Origin of the sequence: Pseudomonas sp. PS01299, assembly GCF_029960145.1 — a bacterium.
Lineage (GTDB): Bacteria > Pseudomonadota > Gammaproteobacteria > Pseudomonadales > Pseudomonadaceae > Aquipseudomonas > Aquipseudomonas putida_A.
The window spans coordinates 12,660-32,429 of record NZ_JASCPO010000006.1 but is presented as its reverse complement, the minus strand read 5'-3'; the positions used below and the strand labels follow the sequence as shown (position 1 = coordinate 32,429).

The following is a 19,770-nucleotide window of genomic DNA, read 5'->3' as shown; positions in this document are numbered from 1 at the left end:
GTGGCTGTCTATATCAGGCTGGATAAATGCTTGCCGAGAACTTCCCAAGCCTCCGCCATTTCTTTAGCATAGCTATGACGCTGATAAGTGCGTTTTACCTTGTTTTCCTCTGTGTGGTTGAGGCAACGTTCAGCCACTTCAGGAAGCACGCCAATAGCAGTCATAATCGTCGCGCCTGTACGCCGCAGGTCATGAGGCGTCCACTTTCCGCCTGGTAGCAACAGTGCTTGGGCTTTGGCGCTACGTCGGCTCATTGAGCCTTGTTCCGGAAGGCGCTGGCGATCTCCCAACTGCTTGGTTACCGTTTTAGGGCATACATGGTCAGTTATGTAGGTGTTCGGGTAGCACCAAGGTGATAGGCTATTAATCTGCTTTACGCGCTTGAAGTGGTTAATGGCAAAGTCTGAAAGAATGATGCTGTGCGGTTTGCCGTTTTTACTATTCTCGGACGGAATCAGCCAAGTGCTTTGCTCTAGATCGATATGCTCCCATCGAGCGCTCAGGAGCTCACCAATTCGACAGCAGGTCGATAGGGCAATCCAGATTGCAGCTTCGGTGGTGACTAGCAGTCCTGCATCCGGGGCTTTCTTAGCAAGCAGCTTGATTTCGTCATCACTCAGTACTCGGTCGCGTTCAGTGTCTTTGCCGCCTATCTTAGCTTTGCGGATACTGGCACTGGGATCGTGCTCAATAAGGTCGCGGTCTACGGCAAAGCGGAACATTTGACGCATAAGCGAAAAAACCATCTTGGCCATACGGTTTACACCGCGAGCGAGGAGGGCATCTGTTACCTCGGTGATATGACCCTTTTTCACATCAGCGACAGCCAAGTCGCCCAAGAAGGGCAGAACGTCCTTTTCAAACATCCGACGAGCCTCTGCACCCTTGTCCTTGCGGTTGATGAGATCAACCATAGCCCAGTGCTCGAATAGGTCGGTAACAGTCTTACGTGCCGCTTTGCGAGCTTGCTCGGCTTCGGCTTCTGCTTTCTCGGCGGTGAGGCGTGCCAATTCACCATCTCGGGCTGCGATACGGGCAGCTTCCTCGGCATCCAGATGTTCACGTAAGTTGCGAGTTCCACTTTGGTAGAGGCGTGACCACTCTCCAGCTTTAGTTCTTGCTTCCTTGAGGGTAAGCCCATCAGTGCCAGTGGCGTCATATGCGCCTATGGGCAGAAACACCCTTCCACCGCTGGTGTCGGTATACCTGAAGTAAAACAGGCGCTCGCCATCTGGGCGAAGACGTGCCATGAATCGGCCGCAGCCGCGAGGAGCATCCTCGATCAGCCAGGTAGGTTTGGCTGGTTTTGCGTTCATCTGTTTGTCGGTGATCGTCGCCACTTTCGCTTCCCCAGAAAGGCCAGGCTCCAGATGGTCACCGTTGGGTCACCGTTTCTCGCTGGCTTTGGTAGAATGCTATCGGAAGCGGTTGGACTGTGTAAACTGCGTTGGCCTAGTAAATACAATGCTTTAGGCCTTGTTCCTGGATTTTTTTAGACTGGATTGGATTGTGGTTTACCTTTATGGGGTGCTAGGGGTCGAGTGTTCGAATCACTCCGTCCCGACCATATCTTTCAATGACTTAGCCCAACTCTAACCAGCTGGGCTTTTTCATGCGTAGGGAGTTTTTCGGGACTTCATCTAAGCCGATCATCCAGATCGGCTTTTTTGTGCCTTCGCAAAACCCGCGCAAAAAAGGTCGCTGGATGAAAAGTTTGGATCACTTGATAGACAAGCGGGATCCGGCTGCGCAGCCATTTGATGTCGGGTTGATACTCTGCCTGCCAGGGCTGAAGATGCTCGCTCAAATACACGAATGTTGCAGGCCACATCTTTTCCGTCATTGGTTCATAAGAAAATGGATAAGTTATCTCGCTTGAACTCGCTTTTGATTCAGCACAATGCAGTCGTTTCGCTGAATATCGAAATTCAAGACTTCAAGTACAATCTGGCCTTGACGATGTCGTCGCTCGATGACGCAGCAGAAAGCGCTATCACTATAAATTTTCAGGATGTCAGTGCGCTTGATCTAAGTGGCTTTGGCGGCGGATTGACTCAATTCATGGAGCTCGTCGTTACCCGAATCGATCGTGGGCTCGACAGAATCAGATATGAATTAAGAGACGTAGAGGACGAAAAAATTTCCTTCTACTTCTTTACCTTCAGCGAGCCGAGCCATGCGCAGCAGTGTTGCGGGGTTTGATAGACCGTACTGTCAGTGCGCTCGCCTCTGATGCGCCACTAAATATTGGCGATCGGTTGCCGATACTCCGGTATCTAAATTCCGATCGAGCGAAGGCGCATGGACATCAGCAATACCAGCAGTGAATATCAAAAGCCGAAAAATCTCGCAGGGCTGGGCCGTCGCTGGGGTGGGCAGATCATCGATACGTTGATCACCTACTTTTTGATCCTCTTCGTAGGACGGCTGGCGGAGTTTATTGGTTTGCCGCCAAATGCGGTGGCTGTCCTGGCTCTTGGTACGGGTGTGGCGTATTACCTGTTTTCCGATGCAATGCCCAACGGGCAAAGCCTGGGTAAAAAGCTGCTGGGGATGTCGGTGATTGATGAGCGTAGCTACTTGAACTGCAATCTGTATCAATCGTTCATACGCAATATCACAACGCCGTTTCTGAACATCCTCGACTGGATTTTCATCTTCTTTGGCTCGCGCAAACGCCTGGGCGACATGCTTGCGTCAACAATTGTGATTCGTGTCAGGTGAGTCAAGTGGGGCGACGGCAGTCGCCCAAGTGTTAAGGTTTCGAATCTTGCTGAATATCCTCCGAGTCACTGGAGGTTGCGGCGTCCTTCTGCGTTTCTTGCGGTTCGGCGCCGGAGTTTGAGCCTGACGCTTCTTCGCCTTTTTTATTGGCTTTTTCCTCGTTGGACTCTGAGCTTTGCGCCTGATTTGTGCCGGGGGAGGCCGTCGGTGTTGCTGCCGAACTGGTCTGCGTGAAGAGCGAGCCAGTCAACAGCAGGCTTGCAAGCGTCAGGGTTGCAATCGACTTGTTCATGATCTGAGTCTTCCGCGAGATGTGGGTAACTCTTTGGAGGCATGAACAGGCCTAAGGTGCTGGCCGTTGGACGAGCGGTAAAGTCACAGATACCCGGCCCAATGTGAAAGTAGAAGGATTTCTACCAAGCCGACCACAAACATGACCGCGACAAAGCGCCGCGAAAACACCGCGCTATATTTTGCGGCCTTGCAAGTCGGCCCATTCAATCCCGAAGCGGCTCAGGTATTTTCTCAAGCGATCTGCATCATTCGGCTGCGCCTTGGCCTGGCGCGATACGCCGAACAGTCTGCGTCCGGCATCCGACAGACTGTCCGCTTGCCGACATACTTCAATTACCGCTTTCAATTGCAATCGATCAAACAGGTCGAGGCTATCGGCGTCTCCCGGGAGGTCATCCGACACGCCGTCCGCTTGCGCCAGTCCCCACGCATAACGCAGTCGATCAATTTCTTCCTGCACTTGCGCCTCATCAATTCGTCCGCTGTCCGCCAGCGTGGCCATCCGGGTAATCGACGCTGACAGTTCGCGAAAGTTGCCCAGCCATGCTGCTTCCCGAGAGCTGGCGAAGGCGAGGTAGCGTCGGCGCGCTTCGAGGTTGAAGCGCACCAGTTGGCCGTGATCGCGAGCGTGACGTTCGAGCTCGAAATCGATGTTGGGCTCGATGTCTTCGCGGCGGCCGGCCAGGCCGGGCAAGTCAAATGTCCAGAGGTTGATGCGTGCGTACAGATCCTCGCGGAACAGGCCTTCGGCGACGCGGCTGCGCAGATCGCGGTGAGTACCGGCGATGATCAGGAAGTCGCTATCGACCTCCTTGTCGGAGCCGAGCGGAAAGAAGCGCTTTTCTTCGATCGCCTTGAGCAGCATCGCCTGTTCGTCCGCGCCCAGCTCACCGATTTCATCGAGAAACAACATGCCGCCGTCCGCTGCCCGTAGCAGGCCGTCGCGGGCGTTCTGCGCGCCGGTGAATGCGCCTTTGACGTGACCGAACAAAGCCGACATAGCGCCGTCGCCCCGCAGGGTGGCGCAGTTCACCTCAACAAACCGGCCCTGCATTTGATGGCGGCTGCGTTTGAGTTCATAGATGCGTCGGGCGAGAAACGATTTGCCGGCGCCGGTCGGGCCGATCAGCAGCATGGGCGCCTTGGAGCGCACGGCCACGCGTTCAATCTGTTCGATGGAGCGGTTGAACGCCGCGTTACGGGTGGCGATGCCGGACTTCAAGAACTCCAGGCCTTCGAGGCGTTTGTTGGCGAAACGCGAGGCGATGCGGTCATAGCGCGACAGGTCGAGGTCGATCAGCGCGTGAGTGCCGGTGGCTTGTTCATCTTCGCTTTTGCGTCGGGCGGGGGAGGTCTGGATCAGGCGCGCCGGCAGATAGCGTGCTTCGGTCAGCAGGAACCAGCAAATCTGCGCGACGTGGGTGCCGGTGGTGATGTGAACCAGATAGTCCTCGTGCTCGGTATCGAAGCTGTAGGCCGTCGTGAAGTCATGCAGTGCGCCGTAGACCTCTTCGAAATCCCACGGATTGCGCAGTGCCATGGGGTGCAGGTGTACCTCGGTTTCCGGCGAGACCTGCTGGATATCGGCGCGAACCCGTTCAGCGAGGCTGATGTCGCGCGCGTCGATACCGTGAATCAATTCCAGGCGATGGATCAGCACGTCCGGTTGCTGGCACAGGCCCACGCTAGGTCGCCAGTGGCTCCAGCGATTGGCGCCTTTGCCAACGCGGTCCAGGGTGGCGCCGATAAAACCGATGGCGACGGTGCGTTTGTTGGGCATGGCTATCTCAAAAGATAAATGACGATATCAAATGATAGGTTTCTCACACTGGGTTTGTCTTTGGTTCAGCTCAAAGAAATCGATAAAAATAAAAAAACTATATAAATCAATAAGATAAAAAATAAATTTTGCGCCTATCAAAAACTGGCACAGCCGCTGCAATACCTATCGCAACGAACAGGACAACACAGCGAGACGCCACGATGGCCAACTTCAAACTCTTCAACAAGCAATCGAAACAGCTGCCAGCCTGCGACACTTTGAATGCTTCGGGTGCCTCGGCATATGCCTACACGCCGAAGCATCAACTGGCTCAACTGGCGGTCACCGGTTGCCTGAACCAGACGTTTTACGCCAGTGCAGAGAGTCAACTGGATCAAGTGTTGAAGCTGGTGGCTGAACTCGACAGCCGTTTCGTGGCGAAGGCTGCTGTCTACGCTCGCCAAAAGGGCCACATGAAAGACATGCCGGCATTGCTGCTCGCGGCGTTAACGGCGAACCGTTCGACGTTGGTACCTGAGGTGTTTGAACAAGTGATCGACAGCGGCAAGATGTTGCGCAACTACGTGCAGATCCTGCGCAGTGGCGCCACCGGGCGCAAATCCCTTGGTTCGCAACCCAAACGTCTGGTGCAGAACTGGCTGAACGGCGCGACCGAACGTCAACTGCTACAAGCGTCGATTGGCAACCAGCCATCGCTGGCGGACGTGGTGAAGATGGTTCACCCAAAGCCGGCTGAGGCCTGGCGCGAAGCGTTCTTCGCCTGGCTGATCGGCAAACCGGTGGATGTGCAGGCATTGCCCGAGTTGACCCGTGATTTGCTGGCATTTCGCAGCGGTGCGAGTCGCGAAGTCCCCGCAGTACCGTTTCAACTGCTCGGCAACGAAATTCTGAGCAAAGAGCAATGGGCGGCGCAGGCCTGCAACATGGGCTGGCAGGGGTTGCGCATCAACCTCAACACCCTGGCGCGGCATGGCGCGTTCGAGGTTCCGGGTTGCGTCGAGTACGTGGCCGCGCGACTTGCAGATCCGCAAGAAGTGGCCAAGGCGCGGGTTTATCCGTACCAGTTGCTGGCGGCCTACCGGATGGTTGGCGATAACGTTCCGCTGCAGATCCGCGAGGCATTGCAGGACGCACTTGAGTTATCGCTGGCCAACGTGCCGAAGCTGGAAGGCGCGGTGGTGGTATGCCCGGACGTATCGGGTTCAATGGGCAGCCCAGCGACCGGTTATCGTCAGGGTGCAACCACCGCAGTGCGTTGCATTGATGTGGCGGCACTGGTCGCGGCGGCGGTGTTGCGCAAACAGCCGGCGGCGCGGGTGATGCCGTTCGAAGTGAAGGTGGTGGATATCAAGCTCAATCCACGGGACAGCGTGATCAGCAATGCGGAGAAACTGGCCGCGGCCTTTGGCGGCGGCACCAACTGCTCGGCGCCATTGAAGAAACTGGCGGACAGCAAGGCCAGGGTCGATACGCTGATTCTGGTATCGGACAACGAGTCCTGGATCGACACGCGGCGCCGTGGTGCCAGTGAGACCATGCTCCAGTGGGAGCGCATCAAGCGGATCAACCCGCAGGCACGGCTGGTGTGCATCGATATCCAGCCGGGTTATGCAACGCAGGCAGCCGACCGCGATGACATCCTGAATGTCGGCGGTTTCAGCGATGCGGTGTTCGATGTGGTCGAGCAGTTCACCAGCGGTCGTTACGGTGCCCAGCACTGGGTCGAAGCGATCGAGAAGATGCAATGAATTGATTTGTCACAGGCGCTGAATGCCGGTGGGACTACATCCAAGACGTCTCATCAAACCCTTGTCAGCGTGTGTGACGGCACGAATGCCTGATGGCTGTACATCTGAGGCCGGTTAACCCCGGTGCGCGGCGACGCGCAACAGTCATCAACTTTTGTCGTGCCACCTTATTGGAAAAGAAAGCAGCGAATGCAACAGGTACTCCATCGGAACGCGGGTTCGAATCCCGCCCCGGCAACGGGGGCTCGACTGGCAGAGCCACAGTGTCTGTTTTTTTGTCGCTGCACATGACGGAACAACGCCGAATCATCGGCCAACGAATAAAGAATAGAGAAATGAAAGCACACACTTACCAACTGCTCGAAGTCGCCAACGGCAAGCCGATCAAACTCTGGACCGAAGGCGTCCCGGTGGAAAACGAGGCCCGCGAGCAGCTGATGAACACGGCAAAGATGCCATTCATCTTCAAGCATCTGGCGGTGATGCCGGATGTGCATCTGGGCAAGGGCTCGACTATTGGCAGCGTGATTCCGACGGTGGGCGCGATCATCCCTGCGGCCGTCGGCGTGGACATCGGTTGCGGCATGATCGCCGCACGCACGTCGTTGACCGCAGCCGACTTGCCGGACAACCTGCAAGGTCTGCGCAGCGCCATCGAGCAAGCGGTGCCCCATGGCCGCAGTTCGAACCGTTCTCGGCGCGACAAGGGCGCATGGGACGAGATTCCGCAGCAAGCCGATCAGGCCTGGGCGGGGCTTCAGCCACGTTTCAAACTGATCACCGACAAGTACCCGAAACTGGCCAACACCAACAACCGTGGGCATCTGGGCACGCTCGGCAGCGGCAACCACTTCATTGAAGTCTGCCTGGATGAAGCCAACCGGGTGTGGTTCATGTTGCACAGTGGCTCTCGCGGTGTCGGCAACGCCATTGGCAACCTGTTCATTCAGATGGCTCAGGCGGATATGCGGCAGCACATCGCCAACTTGCCGGATCGTGACCTGGCGTACTTCGAAGAAGGCAGCCAGCACTTTGATGATTACGTGGAAGCGGTGAGCTGGGCGCAAGACTTCGCCAGACAGAACCGCGAACTGATGATGCGCGCGGTGATTCAGGCCACGCGCCAGATCATTCGCAAGCCGTTCGAGGTGGCGCTGGAAGCGGTCAACTGCCACCACAACTACGTGCAGAAAGAGCGGCATTTCGGCGAAGAAATCCTGGTCACCCGCAAAGGTGCGGTGTCGGCGAAGAAAGGTGAACTCGGGATCATTCCGGGTTCGATGGGCGCCAAGAGTTTCATTGTGCGCGGCCTGGGCAACGAAGAGTCGTTCAGCTCCTGCAGCCACGGCGCCGGCCGCACCATGAGCCGAACGAAGGCAAAGAACACTTTCACCGTCGAAGACCAGATCCGCGCCACGGCGCATGTGGAGTGCCGCAAGGATGAAGCGGTGATCGACGAAATTCCGATGGCCTACAAGGACATCGACAAAGTCATGCACGCCCAGCGCGAGTTGGTGGAAGTGCTGCACACCCTGCGGCAAGTGGTGTGCGTCAAAGGATAAAAGGATCAGCAGTCATGGAATTTGCAGAACGCCACCCGCTGTGCGCCACGATGCGTGCGCGAGTACTGGAAGAGTTGGCGCGTATAGAGCGCGAGCGCAACGTCACGGTGTTGTACGCCTGTGAGTCCGGCAGTCGGGCCTGGGGCTTTGCCTCGACCGACAGCGACTACGACGTGCGGTTCGTGTACGTGGAAAAACCGCAGTGGTTCGTTCAGGTCGACACGCCGCGCGCGGTGATCGAGCGGCCATTGGACGATGAACTGGACGTCAGCGGCTGGGAACTGCGCAAGACCCTCGGGTTATTGCGCAAGTCCAATCCGACGTTGCTGGAGTGGCTCGACTCGCCATTGGTGTACCGCAGCGAAAGCGCGCAGGTTGCGCAACTGCGGGAGCTGGCCGAAGCGTTCTACAGCCCGCCGGCAGCCCGCAACCACTATCTGTCGATGGCGAAAAACAACTTTCGCCAGTACCTGCAAGGCGACAGCGTACGGTTCAAAAAGTACTTCTACGTGCTGCGGCCGTTGCTGGCGGTGCGCTGGATCGATCAGGGACGTGGGCGTCCACCGATGACCTTCGCCGACCTGCTGACCACGGTCGACGACCGCGCACTGCTTGCTGAAGTCGACGAACTGCTGGCACTTAAACGCAATGCCGACGAGCGCGCCTACGGCCCGCGTCGTCCGGCGCTGCACAGGTTCATCACTGCCGAACTCGAGCGCGATGTGCCCACATTACTCAGAACTCAGGAAGACTCGCGACGACTGGATGACTACCTCAGGGACATCGTCGGGTTGTATGCGTAAGGATTGAAATGGAACCGCAAGTGATTGAACTGGACGGCGCGATTGGCGGCGGTCAGGTGTTGCGCAGCGCGCTGAGCCTGTCGATGGTGACGGGCCAGGCGTTTCGCATTAAACAGATTCGTGCCCGCCGCAGTCGGCCGGGATTGTTACGCCAGCATTTGACGGCCGTGATGGCGGCCGCCGAAGTCTGCGGCGCACGGATCGCGGGAGCGGAACTGGGCTCGCAGGAGTTGCGCTTCGAGCCGGGAGCGATTCGTTCGGGTGATTACCGGTTTGCGATCGGCACGGCCGGTAGTTGCACGTTGGTGTTGCAGACATTGCTGCCGGCGCTGTTGCAGGCGCCGGGCACAAGTCGCGTACGGATCAGCGGCGGTACGCATAATCCGTTGGCGCCGCCTGTCGATTTCCTTACGCGCAGCTGGTTGCCGTTGATGCGGCGCATGGGTGCCGGCATTGAGCTGGATCTGCTGCGTCACGGCTTTGTCCCGGCCGGTGGCGGTGAGATCGACGTCACGGTGCAGCCGTCGCAACTGACGCCGCTGGACCTGTGTGAGCGTGGGGCGCTGCTGTCGCAGCAAGCCTTGGCGCTGACGGCCGGTCTCGCACCGAGCGTCGCCGAGCGTGAACTGAATCAGGTGGCGAAACGCTTGCGCTGGGCAGCGGAAACTTTGCATCCGATCACGCTCGACCCGGCGCGTGGCCCCGGTAACGTGCTGTTACTGGAGTACGTGTTCGAGCAGGTCACCGAAGTCTTCAGTGCCTTTGGCCAGGTGTTGTTACGGGCGGAGAAGGTCGCTGATACCGCAATCAATCAGGCGACAGACTGGTTACGCAGTGACGCTGCGGTGGCGGAACACCTCGCCGACCAGTTGCTGCTGCCGATGGCGCTGGCCGGTGGCGGATCATTCACTACCCCAAGAATGACCGAGCATCTGCACAGCAACATCGCGGTGATCGAGCGCTTCTTGCCGGTCACTATCGAATGCTCGAAAGCGGGCCCCGAGCGTCTGCGGGTTGAGGTCCGCAACGGTCGCTGACCACGTCGCAAGCCCGGATCAATCTCGCGAATGCGGCAATTTGCTGGCCCCCAAGCTTGGGCTTCCCCGGCAAAATCGCCTTTTTTCAAAAGGTTAGGTTGGCTATATGCGGACGATTGTCATAACCGTTGCAACGCTTTCCCTGGCTGCTTTCGCTTCGACCATTGAAGCGAGGGAGTTGAGCAAGAGTCACCGGTTTGCCTGTACGTGGGGCTCGGACATCGCCGCCGGCGCACAACAGTCGAAGCTCTCGGGGATCTCGTTGTACGGCGCGCGCAAGCAGTTGCAGGTGCGCAAGTTCCAGCAACCGTGGATGCGCATGACGGCAATGGGGATTACCGAGCAGACCTACAACAGCACGTCGAAGCTCAAACCTGCAGCGGTCAAGCAGACCTATTACGAACAATGCGTGCGGCATGAGCTGGCCCAGCGATAAACCCAAAAGCCCAACCTGAAGAGGTTGGGCTTTTTCATGCCTGACGAAACGTCGGCGTTACTTGTCAGTCTCGCAATTGATCATCCACGACACCCCAAAGCGATCGACCAGCATGCCGAACCGGGCGGCCCAGAACGTGGTTTGCAGCGGCATGTCGACGCGAGCGTCCTTGGCCAGCGCGTTAAACACTCGCTCGGCTTCGGCAATGCTGTCGACGTTGAGGGAGATCGAGCACCCGCTCATGCCCTCGGTTGGCCGGTCAGGTGTGGTGTCCGAGGCCATGATCATCTGGTCGCCAACCTTCAGGCAGGTATGGTTGACGAGGTTGTGGTGCTCTTTCGGTACGTGTTCGGCGGCGGGTGTTTCGCCGTAGGTCATCATTGTTTCGAGTTTGCCCTGCAAGGCTTGTTCGTAAAAGGTGAAGGCCTCGCGGCAGTTGCCGTTGAAGATCAGGTAGGGATTGATTCGCATGATGGCGTTCCTGGCAGTAGGCGCGGAGAGAGGCGATTTTCGCCAGGTTCCGCGAAAGGCGGTTAAACCATAGCAAAGCATTGGACGCCGCAACGGCCAGAGTTTTTCCAGATGTTTTTCTTCTGAAAACGCCGCGCTTCAGCACGGATAAAACCTGCGGAGTACCATGACACCCTGTACGACCTATCGAGCTTGTTCTGCCATGCCTTTGATTTCCCGCTTCAACGCCCTGTTCGATCAGGCCCGGCGCGCCCTGTTGCTGGTCTGGGCGACTTCACGCGGTTTATTTCTGGGCCTGGTGCTGGCGACCCTGATTGCCGGCGTTCTGCCGGCGCTGGCCGCGTGGCTGGGCCAGCGCATTGTCGACGCGGTGGTGACGGCGATGCAGTTGCACGCGCAGCTGGGCGATGCACCGCTGTGGCCGGTGTTGCGTTATGTACTGATGGAGGCGGGCGTGCTGGCGTTGTTGTCCGGTACACAACGGGCGCTCTCGGTGCAGCAGTCGTTGTTGCGGGTGCAGTTGGGGCAGAAGGTCAACACGCTGATTCTGGAAAAGGCGCAGACCCTGTCGCTGGTGCAGTTCGAGAACTCCGAGTTCTACGACAAGCTGGTGCGCGTGCGCCGCGAAGCCTCGACCCGGCCGCTGGCGTTGGTGATGAAGTCGCTGGGGTTGATCCAGAACCTGATCATGCTGATCAGCTTCGGTGTGCTGCTGGTGCATTTTTCGCCGTGGGCACTGCTGTTGCTGGTGATCGGCGCGTTGCCGGTGTTCTTTGCCGAGGCGCATTTCTCCGGCGACGCTTTCCGCCTGTTCACCCGCCGGGCCCCGGAGAGTCGTCAGCAAAATTACGTCGAAACCTTGCTGTCCCATGAGGCCTACATCAAAGAGGTCAAGCTGTTCGGCTTTGCGCCGTTGCTGCTGCAGCGTTATCGGGACACTTTTGCCAAGCTCTACGCCGAGGATCGGCGCCTGACATTGCGTCGTGATGGCTGGGGTTTCGGTCTCGGCTTGCTCGGTACAGGGGCGTTCTATCTGGCTTATGCCTGGGTGGTGATCGATGCGGTGCACGGCAATATCAGTCTCGGTCAGATGACCATGTACCTGGTGTTGTTCAAGCAGGGGCAGAGTGCGGTCAGCAGCAGCCTGAGTGCGATCAGCGGTTTGTATGAGGACGGTCTGTACCTGTCGAGCCTGTATGAGTATCTGGCCGAACCGGTGTTGGCTGATTGCGGTCATCTCACCGTCGGCGCGCATCCGGGTGATGGCCTGCGCTTTGAAAACGTCGGTTTCCGCTATCCGGGGGCCAGCCGTGCAGCACTGGAAGGCATCGACCTGCACCTGGTCCCGGGCAAGAGTGTGGCGCTGGTGGGGGAGAACGGCTCAGGCAAAACCACGCTGATCAAATTGCTGACGCGCCTGTATCGGCCCGATCAGGGGCGGATTCTGCTTGATGGCAGCGATTTGCAGGATTGGGAAGAGAACACCTTGCGGCGGCGTATCGGCGTGATTTTTCAGGACTACATTCGCTACCAGTTCACCGTGGGTGAAAACATCGGCGTGGGGGATACCTCGGCGTTCAACGATGAATCGCGCTGGCAGGCCGCAGCGGCCGAAGGCATGGCCGCGCCGTTCATTGAAGGCCTCGACCGTGGCTATGCCACGCAGTTGGGCCGCTGGTTTGCTGGCGGTCAGGAGTTATCGGGCGGGCAATGGCAGAAGATTGCCTTGTCCCGGGCGTACATGCGCCGCGATGCCGACATCCTGATTCTCGACGAACCGACCTCGGCGCTGGATCCGGCAGCGGAAGCGGCAGTGTTCGAGCATTTCAGCCAGCACACCGAAGGGCGCATGACCTTGTTGATTTCCCACCGCTTTTCCAGTGTGCGCAATGCCGATCAGATCATGGTGCTGGAGGGCGGACGGATACTGGAGAAGGGCGATCACAACAGCCTGATCGCTGCAAACGGGCACTACGCCAAGCTGTTCGATCTGCAGGCTCGCGGCTATCGCTAGGAATCCTGCGCACTGCGCACCAATGCTGGGCCGGCCACGCGCGGCGCGGGTTTGGACTGCATCAGCGCATCGATCGCCTTGCGATAATTCTGCCCGCCCAGCGCCATGCTGTTGTTGTGGGTGGCACCCGGCACCAGAAGCAATCGTTTCGGTTGTCGGGCGGCGTTGAACAGCTGCTCGCTGAAGCGCGGCGGCACGAACGCGTCGGCCATGCCGTGCACCACCAGCAGCGGCATGTGAATTTCGGCGATCTTGTCGATGGAGTCGAATTTCTGCGACAGCAGCCAGCGTACCGGCAGCGAGGTGTTGGCCACCGCCGCCGCCACATCGGCGAGAGAGGTGAAAGTCGACTCGATCACCAGGCCTTTGACCGGCAGCGGGGTATGGTCCCGAGCCGCGTCCTGGCCGAGTTCGGCGGCCAGATCAATCGCCACGGCACCGCCCAGGGAGTGACCGTAGATCAGGCGCTTGCTCGGGTCGGGCTGCAGCAGTTTGAAGCGCTCCCACGCCACACGGGCATCTTCGTACACGCTGCTTTCCGAAGGCAGATCGCCCTTGCTCTGGCCGAAACCACGGTAGTCGATCGCCAGTACCGAGTAGCCGGCCGCGCGCAATTGCTCGATGCGGAACAGCTGTCCGGTGAGGTTCCAGCGCACGCCATGCAGATAGAGAATCGCCGGAGCGTTCGGTCGTTCTGCGGGCCACCACCAGGCATGAATATTCTGCCCGGCCTTGAAGCTCTTGGGCTGCAAGTCGAGTTCCTGCACGCTGCCCGGCAAGCCGTGATACCAGCCGGCCGTGCCCGGTTCGATGCGAAACAGCAGTTTGCGCTCGGTGTGTTCGAGCACCGCACAACTCGTCGGCACGCCAATGATCAGCGCAGCCATGCAGGCGAACGCCAGACGGCGACGACGCAAACGGGTCATGAAGGACAGGAACATTAAACGGTTCACCACAACGCAGACAAAGAAGGCTTTTTACCAGAAGGCTCGGTCTGCGCGTGACTTTTTCGACCACCGTCTACTCGCAACGATTACAAAATGCTGCAGCTCAGCCCACGCGCAGGACGATTTTGCCGATGTGGTCGCCACCTTCCATGCGCGCATGCGCCTGGGCGGCATCGTTCAGCGAATAAACCTTATCGATGATCGGCAGGCAGCGTCCGGCGTTAAGCGCCGGCCACACGTGTTCGCGCAGTTGCTCGGCAATTTCGGCTTTTTCCTCTGCGGTGCGCGCTCGCAGCAACGAGCCAGTGATCACCGCACGCTTGGCCATGATCGCCAGCAGGTCGATGTCGTTGGCCTTGCCGCCACCAAGAAAGCCCAGCATCACCAGCCGGCCATCCATCGCCAGCGCGCTGACATTTCCGTTGAGGTACGAGGCGCCCATGATGTCGAGAATCGCGTTCACCCCCTGGCCTGCAGTTTTTTCGGCGATGACCGTGGCGAAATCCTGCTCGCGATAATTGATCGGCTGCCCACCCAGTTTGCTGATTGCCGCGCATTTATCGGCACTGCCGGCGGTGGCGAAGGCTTCGATGCCGAACTCGCGGCACAGCATCAGCGCGGTGGTGCCGATGCCGCTGGTGCCGCCGTGAATCAGCACGCGCTGACCGCGCTGAGCGTCGCCGAGGCCGAACAGGTTGGCCCACACGGTAAAGAAGGTTTCCGGGATAGCGGCGGCCTGCACCCAATCCAGTCCATCGGGGATCGGCAGGGTTTGCCCGGCCGGGACGTTGCAGTATTCGGCGTAACCGCCACCGTTGGTCAGCGCGCAGACCTTGTCCCCCACGGCAAACTGACTGACACCGGCACCCAGCGCCACCACTTCGCCGGCCACTTCCAGACCGGGGATCGGGTTCATGCCCGGCTTCATCGGGTATTTGCCGGCGCGTTGCAGGGCGTCGGGGCGGTTGATCCCGGCGGCATGCACGCGGATCAGCACTTCGCCGGCTGCCGCGACGGGCAGGGACACACGTTTGGCTTGCAAGACTTCCGGGCCACCGGGTTGAGTGATTTCGATCCGGGTCATTTCGTTGGGCAAAGTCATGTCGATTCCTGTTGCTTTAGGTTCTGAAGATGGGAGCGCAGCCCGCGGGCAATGATTCCCTTCAATTTTCACAGACGCGTGGTTCAGTCGCTGAGGGCAGCCATTTCAGGGCGTGCTCCAGAAGGATCGCCACGGCAATCGCCCCTGCGGCGATCACGAAGAGCATTGCGTGCTGACCGCCCGTGGCATTGAACAGCGCCGAATAGGCAAATCCGGCCAGCGCCTGAAACGTGGCAAACGATACGGTCGCGCGGCTCCAGGCGATTTGCTGGCGATGGTGATCCGGCACCAGCTCATGCACGCGGGCCAAGGCCAGCGGGACGATGCCGGGCGGGAATGAACCGATGATCACTGCCAGCACGGCTAACGCGATGAAAGAGTGGGAAACCGCCAGCAGTCCCAGCGCAATCGCCTGCACCACCAATACCAGCCGGATGCCCATCCGCGCGCCAAGCCGGTCCGCGAGAAAGCCGTAACTTACCGGGCCGACAATTGCGCCCAGGCCATACATCACCCAAACCAGTGCACCAATCTGCGCCCCGGCACCGAGCCCGCGAGCCACGTAATCCACCAGAAACACCATGGCCGGCACCAGACCTGCGGCCATGAATGCGTATTGGCCGAACAGCAAATAGACGGCGGAGGGCGTTGGCTCAACCGTCGCGCCTGCGTGAATGGCGGTCGGGTGCGGTAGATCAGCAGGCCAGCCAAACCAGCTGATCGCGGTCAGCAACAACGACAATCCGCCCAGTCCCAACCAGGTGGCGGGCAGGCCCATATTCAACAAGGGCGGGACAAGGGTTCCGGAGGCGGCGATGCCCAGGCCGATACCGAGAAAAATCGCACCGCTGGCCAGCCCTTTGCGGGATGCCGGCACGTGGGGCAGAACAGTCGCCGCCACCAGCACCATAATGGCGCCGCCGGTAATCCCCGACAGCAACCGCCAGCCAAAGAACCAGCTCACCGACAATGGAAATGCACAGGCAAAAAACGCTGCGGTGACCAGCAGCATCATCAGTCGCAGGGCGTTTTTATTGCCCAGTTGCCGCGCTATCGGCCGGCCGAGCAGGGCGCCGATCAGATAGCCGACCAGATTGGCTGCGCCGAGGTAGACCACGTCATTGGCAGAAAACCACTGCGCCTGAATCAGCGAGGGAATAAGCGGTGTGTAGGCAAAACGTGCCAGCCCAATGCCGACCAGGCTGGCGCAGAGTCCCGAGAAAATCGGTAAGGCTGAGGTTGATGTACGCATGACAGCGATCCTGAGGAAGGTCTATGGCGCTCAGAATATCGGCTATCTTTGCTGCGGTAATGCAGCGATTTGGCTTTATAGTGATGCAAATTTGCATGGGGCGGGCAGCATGAACTGGGATGATGCGCGGGTATTTCTCGCGGTATGCAGGGAGTCGACATTACGCGGCGCAGCGCGGGTTTTGGGGGTGGATCAGGCGACTGTCGGGCGACGGATCACGGCGCTGGAAAAGTCCCTGAGCGCGACCTTGTTCCTGCGCACCTCCGACGGCTACGCATTGACCGCGGTCGGCGAGGTCGCGCTCAAAAGCGTGGAAAAAATGGAGCATTCGGCGCTGGAACTTGAGCGGCAGATTCAGGGCCTGGATGATCGTCTGACCGGCACCGTACGCGTCAGCACTACCGACTCGCTGGCCATCGACTTCCTGATCCCGGCCATTAGCCGCCTGCACGCGCAGCACCCGGACGTGCGTGTGCAACTCGACGCCTCCACGCAGATCCTCAGCCTGGCCAAGCGCGAGGCCGACATCGCTGTGCGCAATACCCGGCCTGACAATCCCGATCTGATCGCGCGGCGGATTGCGCGCTGGCCCGTGGGATTGTTCGCATCACAGGCGTATATCGACGCCCATGGCATCCCGCCTCAGGGTACCGCGTTCGAAGGCCATGATCTGGTGGTCTACCAACCGTATTTGCAGACGCACAAGGACATGACGCTGGTTTGCGAACCGCTGCATCGCGGGCGGATTGTCGCCAGTCTGAGCTCCAGTCTGCTGGTACGCCGCTCGATTGCGGCTGGCCTGGGCGTAGGAGAAATTCCGGTATACATGGGCGAGCGCGATGGCCTGATCAGGCTTTGGCCGGAGCGCAATCGCCCGCAACCGTATGAGGTCTGGCTGGTGACCCACGCGGACTTGCGCCACACCGCACGGGTCAGGGCGGTGATTGAGCAGATTGTCGAGGCGTTTGCACTGGAGAATGAGTGACGGCTCAAAGCGCTTTGGAGAAGCTACATCGTCTGATGAAACGCCCTACATCCACAGCAGAATCTGCCGGCTTGTGGGCTTGGAGCGCCAGTCCTAAGGTTGATGCAACTCGCAGCGCCAGGAAATCGGTGCGCCAGAGAAGGTATCGCTAACCCAGGGAAGGGGATCGGATTGAAAGCCAGGGAATTCGAGCAATATCAAAGCTTCGACACATTGAGCAAAGGTCGTAACACACAAGCCATGAACGCTATCAGCCGTGAAGAATTCAACGCCAGGATCGAGACCATCGAGGCAAGGATGGATGCTCGGGTAGAGCGAGTGCATGCAGATATCCGAGAGTTCCTTTGCTCCCAGGCAGAGCGAGACAAGGCGAATGAGCGCATTCAGGTCGAACGGGATAAACGCTACGACTCGATGATTCAAGGCATTGCCATCGAGTCCAGAGAGGCGCTCAAAAAGGCGGGTACCGTCAATGCCAACGTCTGGATGGCAACGGCTGTGCATCTGTTTGGTGTGGTCAGCATTGTCGTTGGTGGCTATTTCGCCAGTCAGGCCAACCTGTATGCAGCGATACAAACAACCTTGGCGGCGGTTCAGGCGGGCAAAGATGTCGGTGCTGCCAAGCCTGCCGAGTTGCCATCATCGGTGTTGCCAAAATAAAAAAACGGCCTTCAATCGAAGGCCGTTTTTGTTGGCTTTGAAAACCCATGCCTCATGGCATTTGCGGCAGCTCTTGCGGACGCAGGTCAAACACCAGGACTTCGGCATCCACGCCATTGCTCAGGGTCAATGCCTGTTCCTCACGAACCCGCACGCCATCACCTTCCTGCAGCAACTGGCCATTGAGTTCAACACTGCCGCGAGCCACATGTACGTAGGCGTAACGGTTGGCCGACAGTTTCAGGGTGGCGCTTTCCTTGCCGTCGAACAACCCGGCGTAAACCCGCGCATCCTGGCGTACTGTCAGCGAACCATCGCTGCCGTCCGGCGAGATGATCAGTTGCAGGCGACCACGTTTTTTTTGCGCACTGAAGTGCTCCTGTTGATAGCGCGGTTTGGCGCCGCTGATCTCCGGCACAATCCAGATCTGCAAAAAGTGCACGGGCTTGGTGGCCGAATGGTTGAACTCGCTGTGCGCCACGCCGCTGCCGGCGCTCATCAGTTGTACGTCGCCAGGGCGGATCACCGAGCCGGTGCCCAACGTGTCTTTATGTTCCAGCGCACCTTCGAGCACGTAGGAAAAGATCTCCATGTCGCGATGCGGGTGCTGGCCGAAACCTTTTCCGGCGGCAACGCGGTCATCGTTGATCACCAGCAGGTCGGAAAAACCCTGTTCACGCGGGTCGCGGTAGCTGGCAAAGGAAAAGGTGTGGAACGACTTCAACCAGCCATGATTGGCGAGGCCACGATCGGAGGCTTTGCGAAGAGTCAGCATGATGAAATCTCCTGGGGGGACGTGAATTCGTCCGAGTGAGGAGAAGGTTACTGTTTACTCTTCGGGGTAATAAGTAGATGGAAATTGAAATACTGTCCCTTTCTGGTTGACAGTTGTGTGCGCTTGATCACGTATTTTTTTCCGACGATTGTGTCGCAGTTGGCCATAATGCTCAGCCAGTCTTGTCCGTCCATTTTTCATTATCAGTGATGTGTACCCCATGAAAACCGTGGCCATGGTGTTGTTCCCCGACTTTCTGCTGCTCGACATGGCCGGGCCGCTGGAAGTGTTTTCGGTGGCCAATCGCTATTTGAAACCGGAGTCGCACTATCAGCTGACGACCCTTGGCACCGAGCGCGGGCCGTTGCGTGCGTCCAACGGTGTGCTGGTACACACCGACCGGCATATCGAACAAGCCCTTGAGCGCTACGATTTGCTGCTGGTGCCAGGAGGGCCGGGGGCTTACAACGAAAAACACCCGGCGTTGCTGGCCTGGCTGAAAGCGGCGGTGCCCTGTGCCGAGCGATATGGTTCGATCTGCACCGGTGCCTTCGTGCTCGGCCATGCCGGGTTGCTCGACGGCTATCGGGTGACCACTCATTGGAACTACACCGAACGCCTGATCAAGGCATTTCCAAAGGCGAGCGTCGCCACCGACCAGATTTTCATTGAGGATCGCAATCTGATCACCTCTGGCGGGGTCACGGCCGGCATCGACCTGGCGCTGGCGCTGGTGGCGCAGGATCACGGCAAGAAGTTGGCCCAGGACGTCGCCAAAGTGCTGCTGGTGGTAATGAAACGTCAAGGCGGACAGGCGCAGTTCAGCCCCTTGATGGCGGCGGTGGCGCCTCAGGAAACACCGATCACCCGAGTACAGAATTACGTCCTGGACCATCTCGACGAAGTGTTCAGTGTCGAGCGCATGGCAGGATTGGCCAACATGAGTGCACGGCACTTCGCGCGGACGTTTGTCCGCGACATCAATATGACGCCGATGGAGTTCCTGCAAAGTGCGCGTATCGACTGCGCACGAAATCTTTTGGAAACCACTGACCTGCCTTTGAAAACCGTGGCCTACAAGAGTGGTTTTGGCAGTGTTCGGCACATGCGTCTGTTGTTCGCGGAAAAACTTGGCCTTACGCCTGTGCAATACCGCGAACAGTTCAGCTAGAGCGGT

The 19,770-nt window shown here is 58.7% G+C and carries 19 protein-coding genes; 11 read left to right on the top strand and 8 right to left on the bottom strand.

All coding sequences use genetic code 11. From position 1 onward, the window contains the following. Positions 1-8: 8 nt before the first annotated feature. Positions 9-1,340: a site-specific integrase gene (locus tag QMX91_RS02910; protein ID WP_282412212.1), complete on the bottom strand. Its 1,332-nt coding sequence runs from the start codon at positions 1,338-1,340 to the stop codon at positions 9-11. 517 nt (positions 1,341-1,857) lie between these two features. Here QMX91_RS02910 and QMX91_RS02905 point away from each other — a divergent pair. Further along, a complete protein-coding gene (locus QMX91_RS02905) occupies positions 1,858-2,202 on the top strand; it encodes a hypothetical protein (RefSeq protein WP_135296190.1) in 345 nt (114 codons plus the stop codon). 99 nt (positions 2,203-2,301) lie between these two features. After that, positions 2,302-2,724: an RDD family protein gene (locus QMX91_RS02900; protein ID WP_134786808.1), complete on the top strand. Its 423-nt coding sequence runs from the start codon at positions 2,302-2,304 to the stop codon at positions 2,722-2,724. Positions 2,725-2,755: 31 nt separating this feature from the next. Here the strand turns inward: QMX91_RS02900 and QMX91_RS02895 are convergent, their stop codons facing one another. Together QMX91_RS02895 and rtcR are read right to left on the bottom strand one after the other, a co-directional pair. Then, positions 2,756-3,016, bottom strand: a complete 261-nt coding sequence (locus QMX91_RS02895) for a hypothetical protein (RefSeq protein WP_282412211.1) — start codon at positions 3,014-3,016, stop codon at positions 2,756-2,758. Positions 3,017-3,190: 174 nt separating this feature from the next. Beyond that, positions 3,191-4,798, bottom strand: coding sequence for an RNA repair transcriptional activator RtcR (gene rtcR / locus QMX91_RS02890; RefSeq protein ID WP_134786807.1), 1,608 nt, complete (start codon positions 4,796-4,798; stop codon positions 3,191-3,193). A gap of 203 nt (positions 4,799-5,001) precedes the next feature. Here rtcR and QMX91_RS02885 point away from each other — a divergent pair, with 203 nt between their 5' ends. From QMX91_RS02885 to QMX91_RS02865, 5 genes are all read left to right on the top strand, one after another. Further along, positions 5,002-6,549: an RNA-binding protein gene (locus tag QMX91_RS02885; RefSeq protein WP_282412210.1), complete on the top strand. Its 1,548-nt coding sequence runs from the start codon at positions 5,002-5,004 to the stop codon at positions 6,547-6,549. Positions 6,550-6,884: 335 nt separating this feature from the next. After that, the gene (locus QMX91_RS02880; protein WP_282412209.1) at positions 6,885-8,111 is read left to right on the top strand and encodes an RtcB family protein; all 1,227 of its coding nucleotides are present in this window, start codon (positions 6,885-6,887) and stop codon (positions 8,109-8,111) included. Positions 8,112-8,125: 14 nt separating this feature from the next. After that, positions 8,126-8,914: a nucleotidyltransferase domain-containing protein gene (locus QMX91_RS02875; RefSeq protein WP_123588426.1), complete on the top strand. Its 789-nt coding sequence runs from the start codon at positions 8,126-8,128 to the stop codon at positions 8,912-8,914. An 8-nt stretch (positions 8,915-8,922) separates the two neighbouring features. Next, positions 8,923-9,951, top strand: a complete 1,029-nt coding sequence (gene rtcA / locus QMX91_RS02870; RefSeq protein WP_282412208.1) for an RNA 3'-terminal phosphate cyclase — start codon at positions 8,923-8,925, stop codon at positions 9,949-9,951. Between the two features lie 106 nt (positions 9,952-10,057). Further along, on the top strand, positions 10,058-10,387 hold the full coding sequence (locus tag QMX91_RS02865; RefSeq protein WP_134786803.1) for a hypothetical protein: 330 nt from the start codon (positions 10,058-10,060) through the stop codon (positions 10,385-10,387). 57 nt (positions 10,388-10,444) lie between these two features. On the opposite strand, the gene QMX91_RS02860 is transcribed toward QMX91_RS02865, so the two are convergent. Beyond that, positions 10,445-10,858: a VOC family protein gene (locus QMX91_RS02860; protein WP_139055538.1), complete on the bottom strand. Its 414-nt coding sequence runs from the start codon at positions 10,856-10,858 to the stop codon at positions 10,445-10,447. A 202-nt stretch (positions 10,859-11,060) separates the two neighbouring features. On the opposite strand from QMX91_RS02860, the gene QMX91_RS02855 reads away from it, so the two are divergent. Next, entirely contained in the window at positions 11,061-12,872 is a 1,812-nt protein-coding gene (locus QMX91_RS02855) for an ABC transporter ATP-binding protein (RefSeq protein ID WP_282412207.1), read from the top strand. Here QMX91_RS02855 and QMX91_RS02850 read toward each other — a convergent pair. From QMX91_RS02850 to QMX91_RS02840, 3 genes are all read right to left on the bottom strand, one after another. Beyond that, positions 12,869-13,813 carry an alpha/beta fold hydrolase gene (locus QMX91_RS02850; protein WP_098964607.1) on the bottom strand — a complete coding sequence of 315 codons (945 nt, stop codon included), beginning with the start codon at positions 13,811-13,813 and terminating at the stop codon, positions 12,869-12,871. The two genes, QMX91_RS02855 and QMX91_RS02850, sit on opposite strands and share 4 nt — an antisense overlap. A gap of 109 nt (positions 13,814-13,922) precedes the next feature. Further along, positions 13,923-14,921, bottom strand: a complete 999-nt coding sequence (locus QMX91_RS02845) for an NAD(P)H-quinone oxidoreductase (RefSeq protein ID WP_134786800.1) — start codon at positions 14,919-14,921, stop codon at positions 13,923-13,925. A gap of 61 nt (positions 14,922-14,982) precedes the next feature. Continuing rightward, on the bottom strand, positions 14,983-16,173 hold the full coding sequence (locus QMX91_RS02840) for a YbfB/YjiJ family MFS transporter (protein ID WP_282412206.1): 1,191 nt from the start codon (positions 16,171-16,173) through the stop codon (positions 14,983-14,985). Positions 16,174-16,282: 109 nt separating this feature from the next. Between QMX91_RS02840 and QMX91_RS02835 the strand changes: the two genes are divergently transcribed. Further along, positions 16,283-17,158, top strand: a complete 876-nt coding sequence (locus QMX91_RS02835; protein WP_282412205.1) for a LysR family transcriptional regulator — start codon at positions 16,283-16,285, stop codon at positions 17,156-17,158. 171 nt (positions 17,159-17,329) lie between these two features. Further along, positions 17,330-17,818, top strand: coding sequence for a hypothetical protein (locus QMX91_RS02830; protein WP_227698838.1), 489 nt, complete (start codon positions 17,330-17,332; stop codon positions 17,816-17,818). A gap of 52 nt (positions 17,819-17,870) precedes the next feature. On the opposite strand, the gene QMX91_RS02825 is transcribed toward QMX91_RS02830, so the two are convergent. Further along, the gene (locus tag QMX91_RS02825) at positions 17,871-18,593 is read right to left on the bottom strand and encodes a pirin family protein (RefSeq protein WP_095136690.1); all 723 of its coding nucleotides are present in this window, start codon (positions 18,591-18,593) and stop codon (positions 17,871-17,873) included. A 220-nt stretch (positions 18,594-18,813) separates the two neighbouring features. On the opposite strand from QMX91_RS02825, the gene QMX91_RS02820 reads away from it, so the two are divergent. Next, a complete protein-coding gene (locus QMX91_RS02820; protein WP_134786797.1) occupies positions 18,814-19,764 on the top strand; it encodes a GlxA family transcriptional regulator in 951 nt (316 codons plus the stop codon). The last annotated feature ends 6 nt before the right edge of the window (positions 19,765-19,770 follow it).

Coding starts and splice junctions, on each gene's coding strand:
- QMX91_RS02905 (WP_135296190.1), top strand. CDS start 1,858: ATGGATAAGTTATCTCGCTTGAACTCGCTTTTGATTCAGCACAATGCA.
- QMX91_RS02900 (WP_134786808.1), top strand. CDS start 2,302: ATGGACATCAGCAATACCAGCAGTGAATATCAAAAGCCGAAAAATCTC.
- QMX91_RS02895 (WP_282412211.1), bottom strand. CDS start 3,016: ATGAACAAGTCGATTGCAACCCTGACGCTTGCAAGCCTGCTGTTGACT.
- rtcR (WP_134786807.1), bottom strand. CDS start 4,798: ATGCCCAACAAACGCACCGTCGCCATCGGTTTTATCGGCGCCACCCTG.
- QMX91_RS02885 (WP_282412210.1), top strand. CDS start 5,002: ATGGCCAACTTCAAACTCTTCAACAAGCAATCGAAACAGCTGCCAGCC.
- QMX91_RS02880 (WP_282412209.1), top strand. CDS start 6,885: ATGAAAGCACACACTTACCAACTGCTCGAAGTCGCCAACGGCAAGCCG.
- QMX91_RS02875 (WP_123588426.1), top strand. CDS start 8,126: ATGGAATTTGCAGAACGCCACCCGCTGTGCGCCACGATGCGTGCGCGA.
- rtcA (WP_282412208.1), top strand. CDS start 8,923: ATGGAACCGCAAGTGATTGAACTGGACGGCGCGATTGGCGGCGGTCAG.
- QMX91_RS02865 (WP_134786803.1), top strand. CDS start 10,058: ATGCGGACGATTGTCATAACCGTTGCAACGCTTTCCCTGGCTGCTTTC.
- QMX91_RS02860 (WP_139055538.1), bottom strand. CDS start 10,858: ATGCGAATCAATCCCTACCTGATCTTCAACGGCAACTGCCGCGAGGCC.
- QMX91_RS02855 (WP_282412207.1), top strand. CDS start 11,061: ATGCCTTTGATTTCCCGCTTCAACGCCCTGTTCGATCAGGCCCGGCGC.
- QMX91_RS02850 (WP_098964607.1), bottom strand. CDS start 13,813: ATGTTCCTGTCCTTCATGACCCGTTTGCGTCGTCGCCGTCTGGCGTTC.
- QMX91_RS02845 (WP_134786800.1), bottom strand. CDS start 14,921: ATGACTTTGCCCAACGAAATGACCCGGATCGAAATCACTCAACCCGGT.
- QMX91_RS02840 (WP_282412206.1), bottom strand. CDS start 16,173: ATGCGTACATCAACCTCAGCCTTACCGATTTTCTCGGGACTCTGCGCC.
- QMX91_RS02835 (WP_282412205.1), top strand. CDS start 16,283: ATGAACTGGGATGATGCGCGGGTATTTCTCGCGGTATGCAGGGAGTCG.
- QMX91_RS02825 (WP_095136690.1), bottom strand. CDS start 18,593: ATGCTGACTCTTCGCAAAGCCTCCGATCGTGGCCTCGCCAATCATGGC.
- QMX91_RS02820 (WP_134786797.1), top strand. CDS start 18,814: ATGAAAACCGTGGCCATGGTGTTGTTCCCCGACTTTCTGCTGCTCGAC.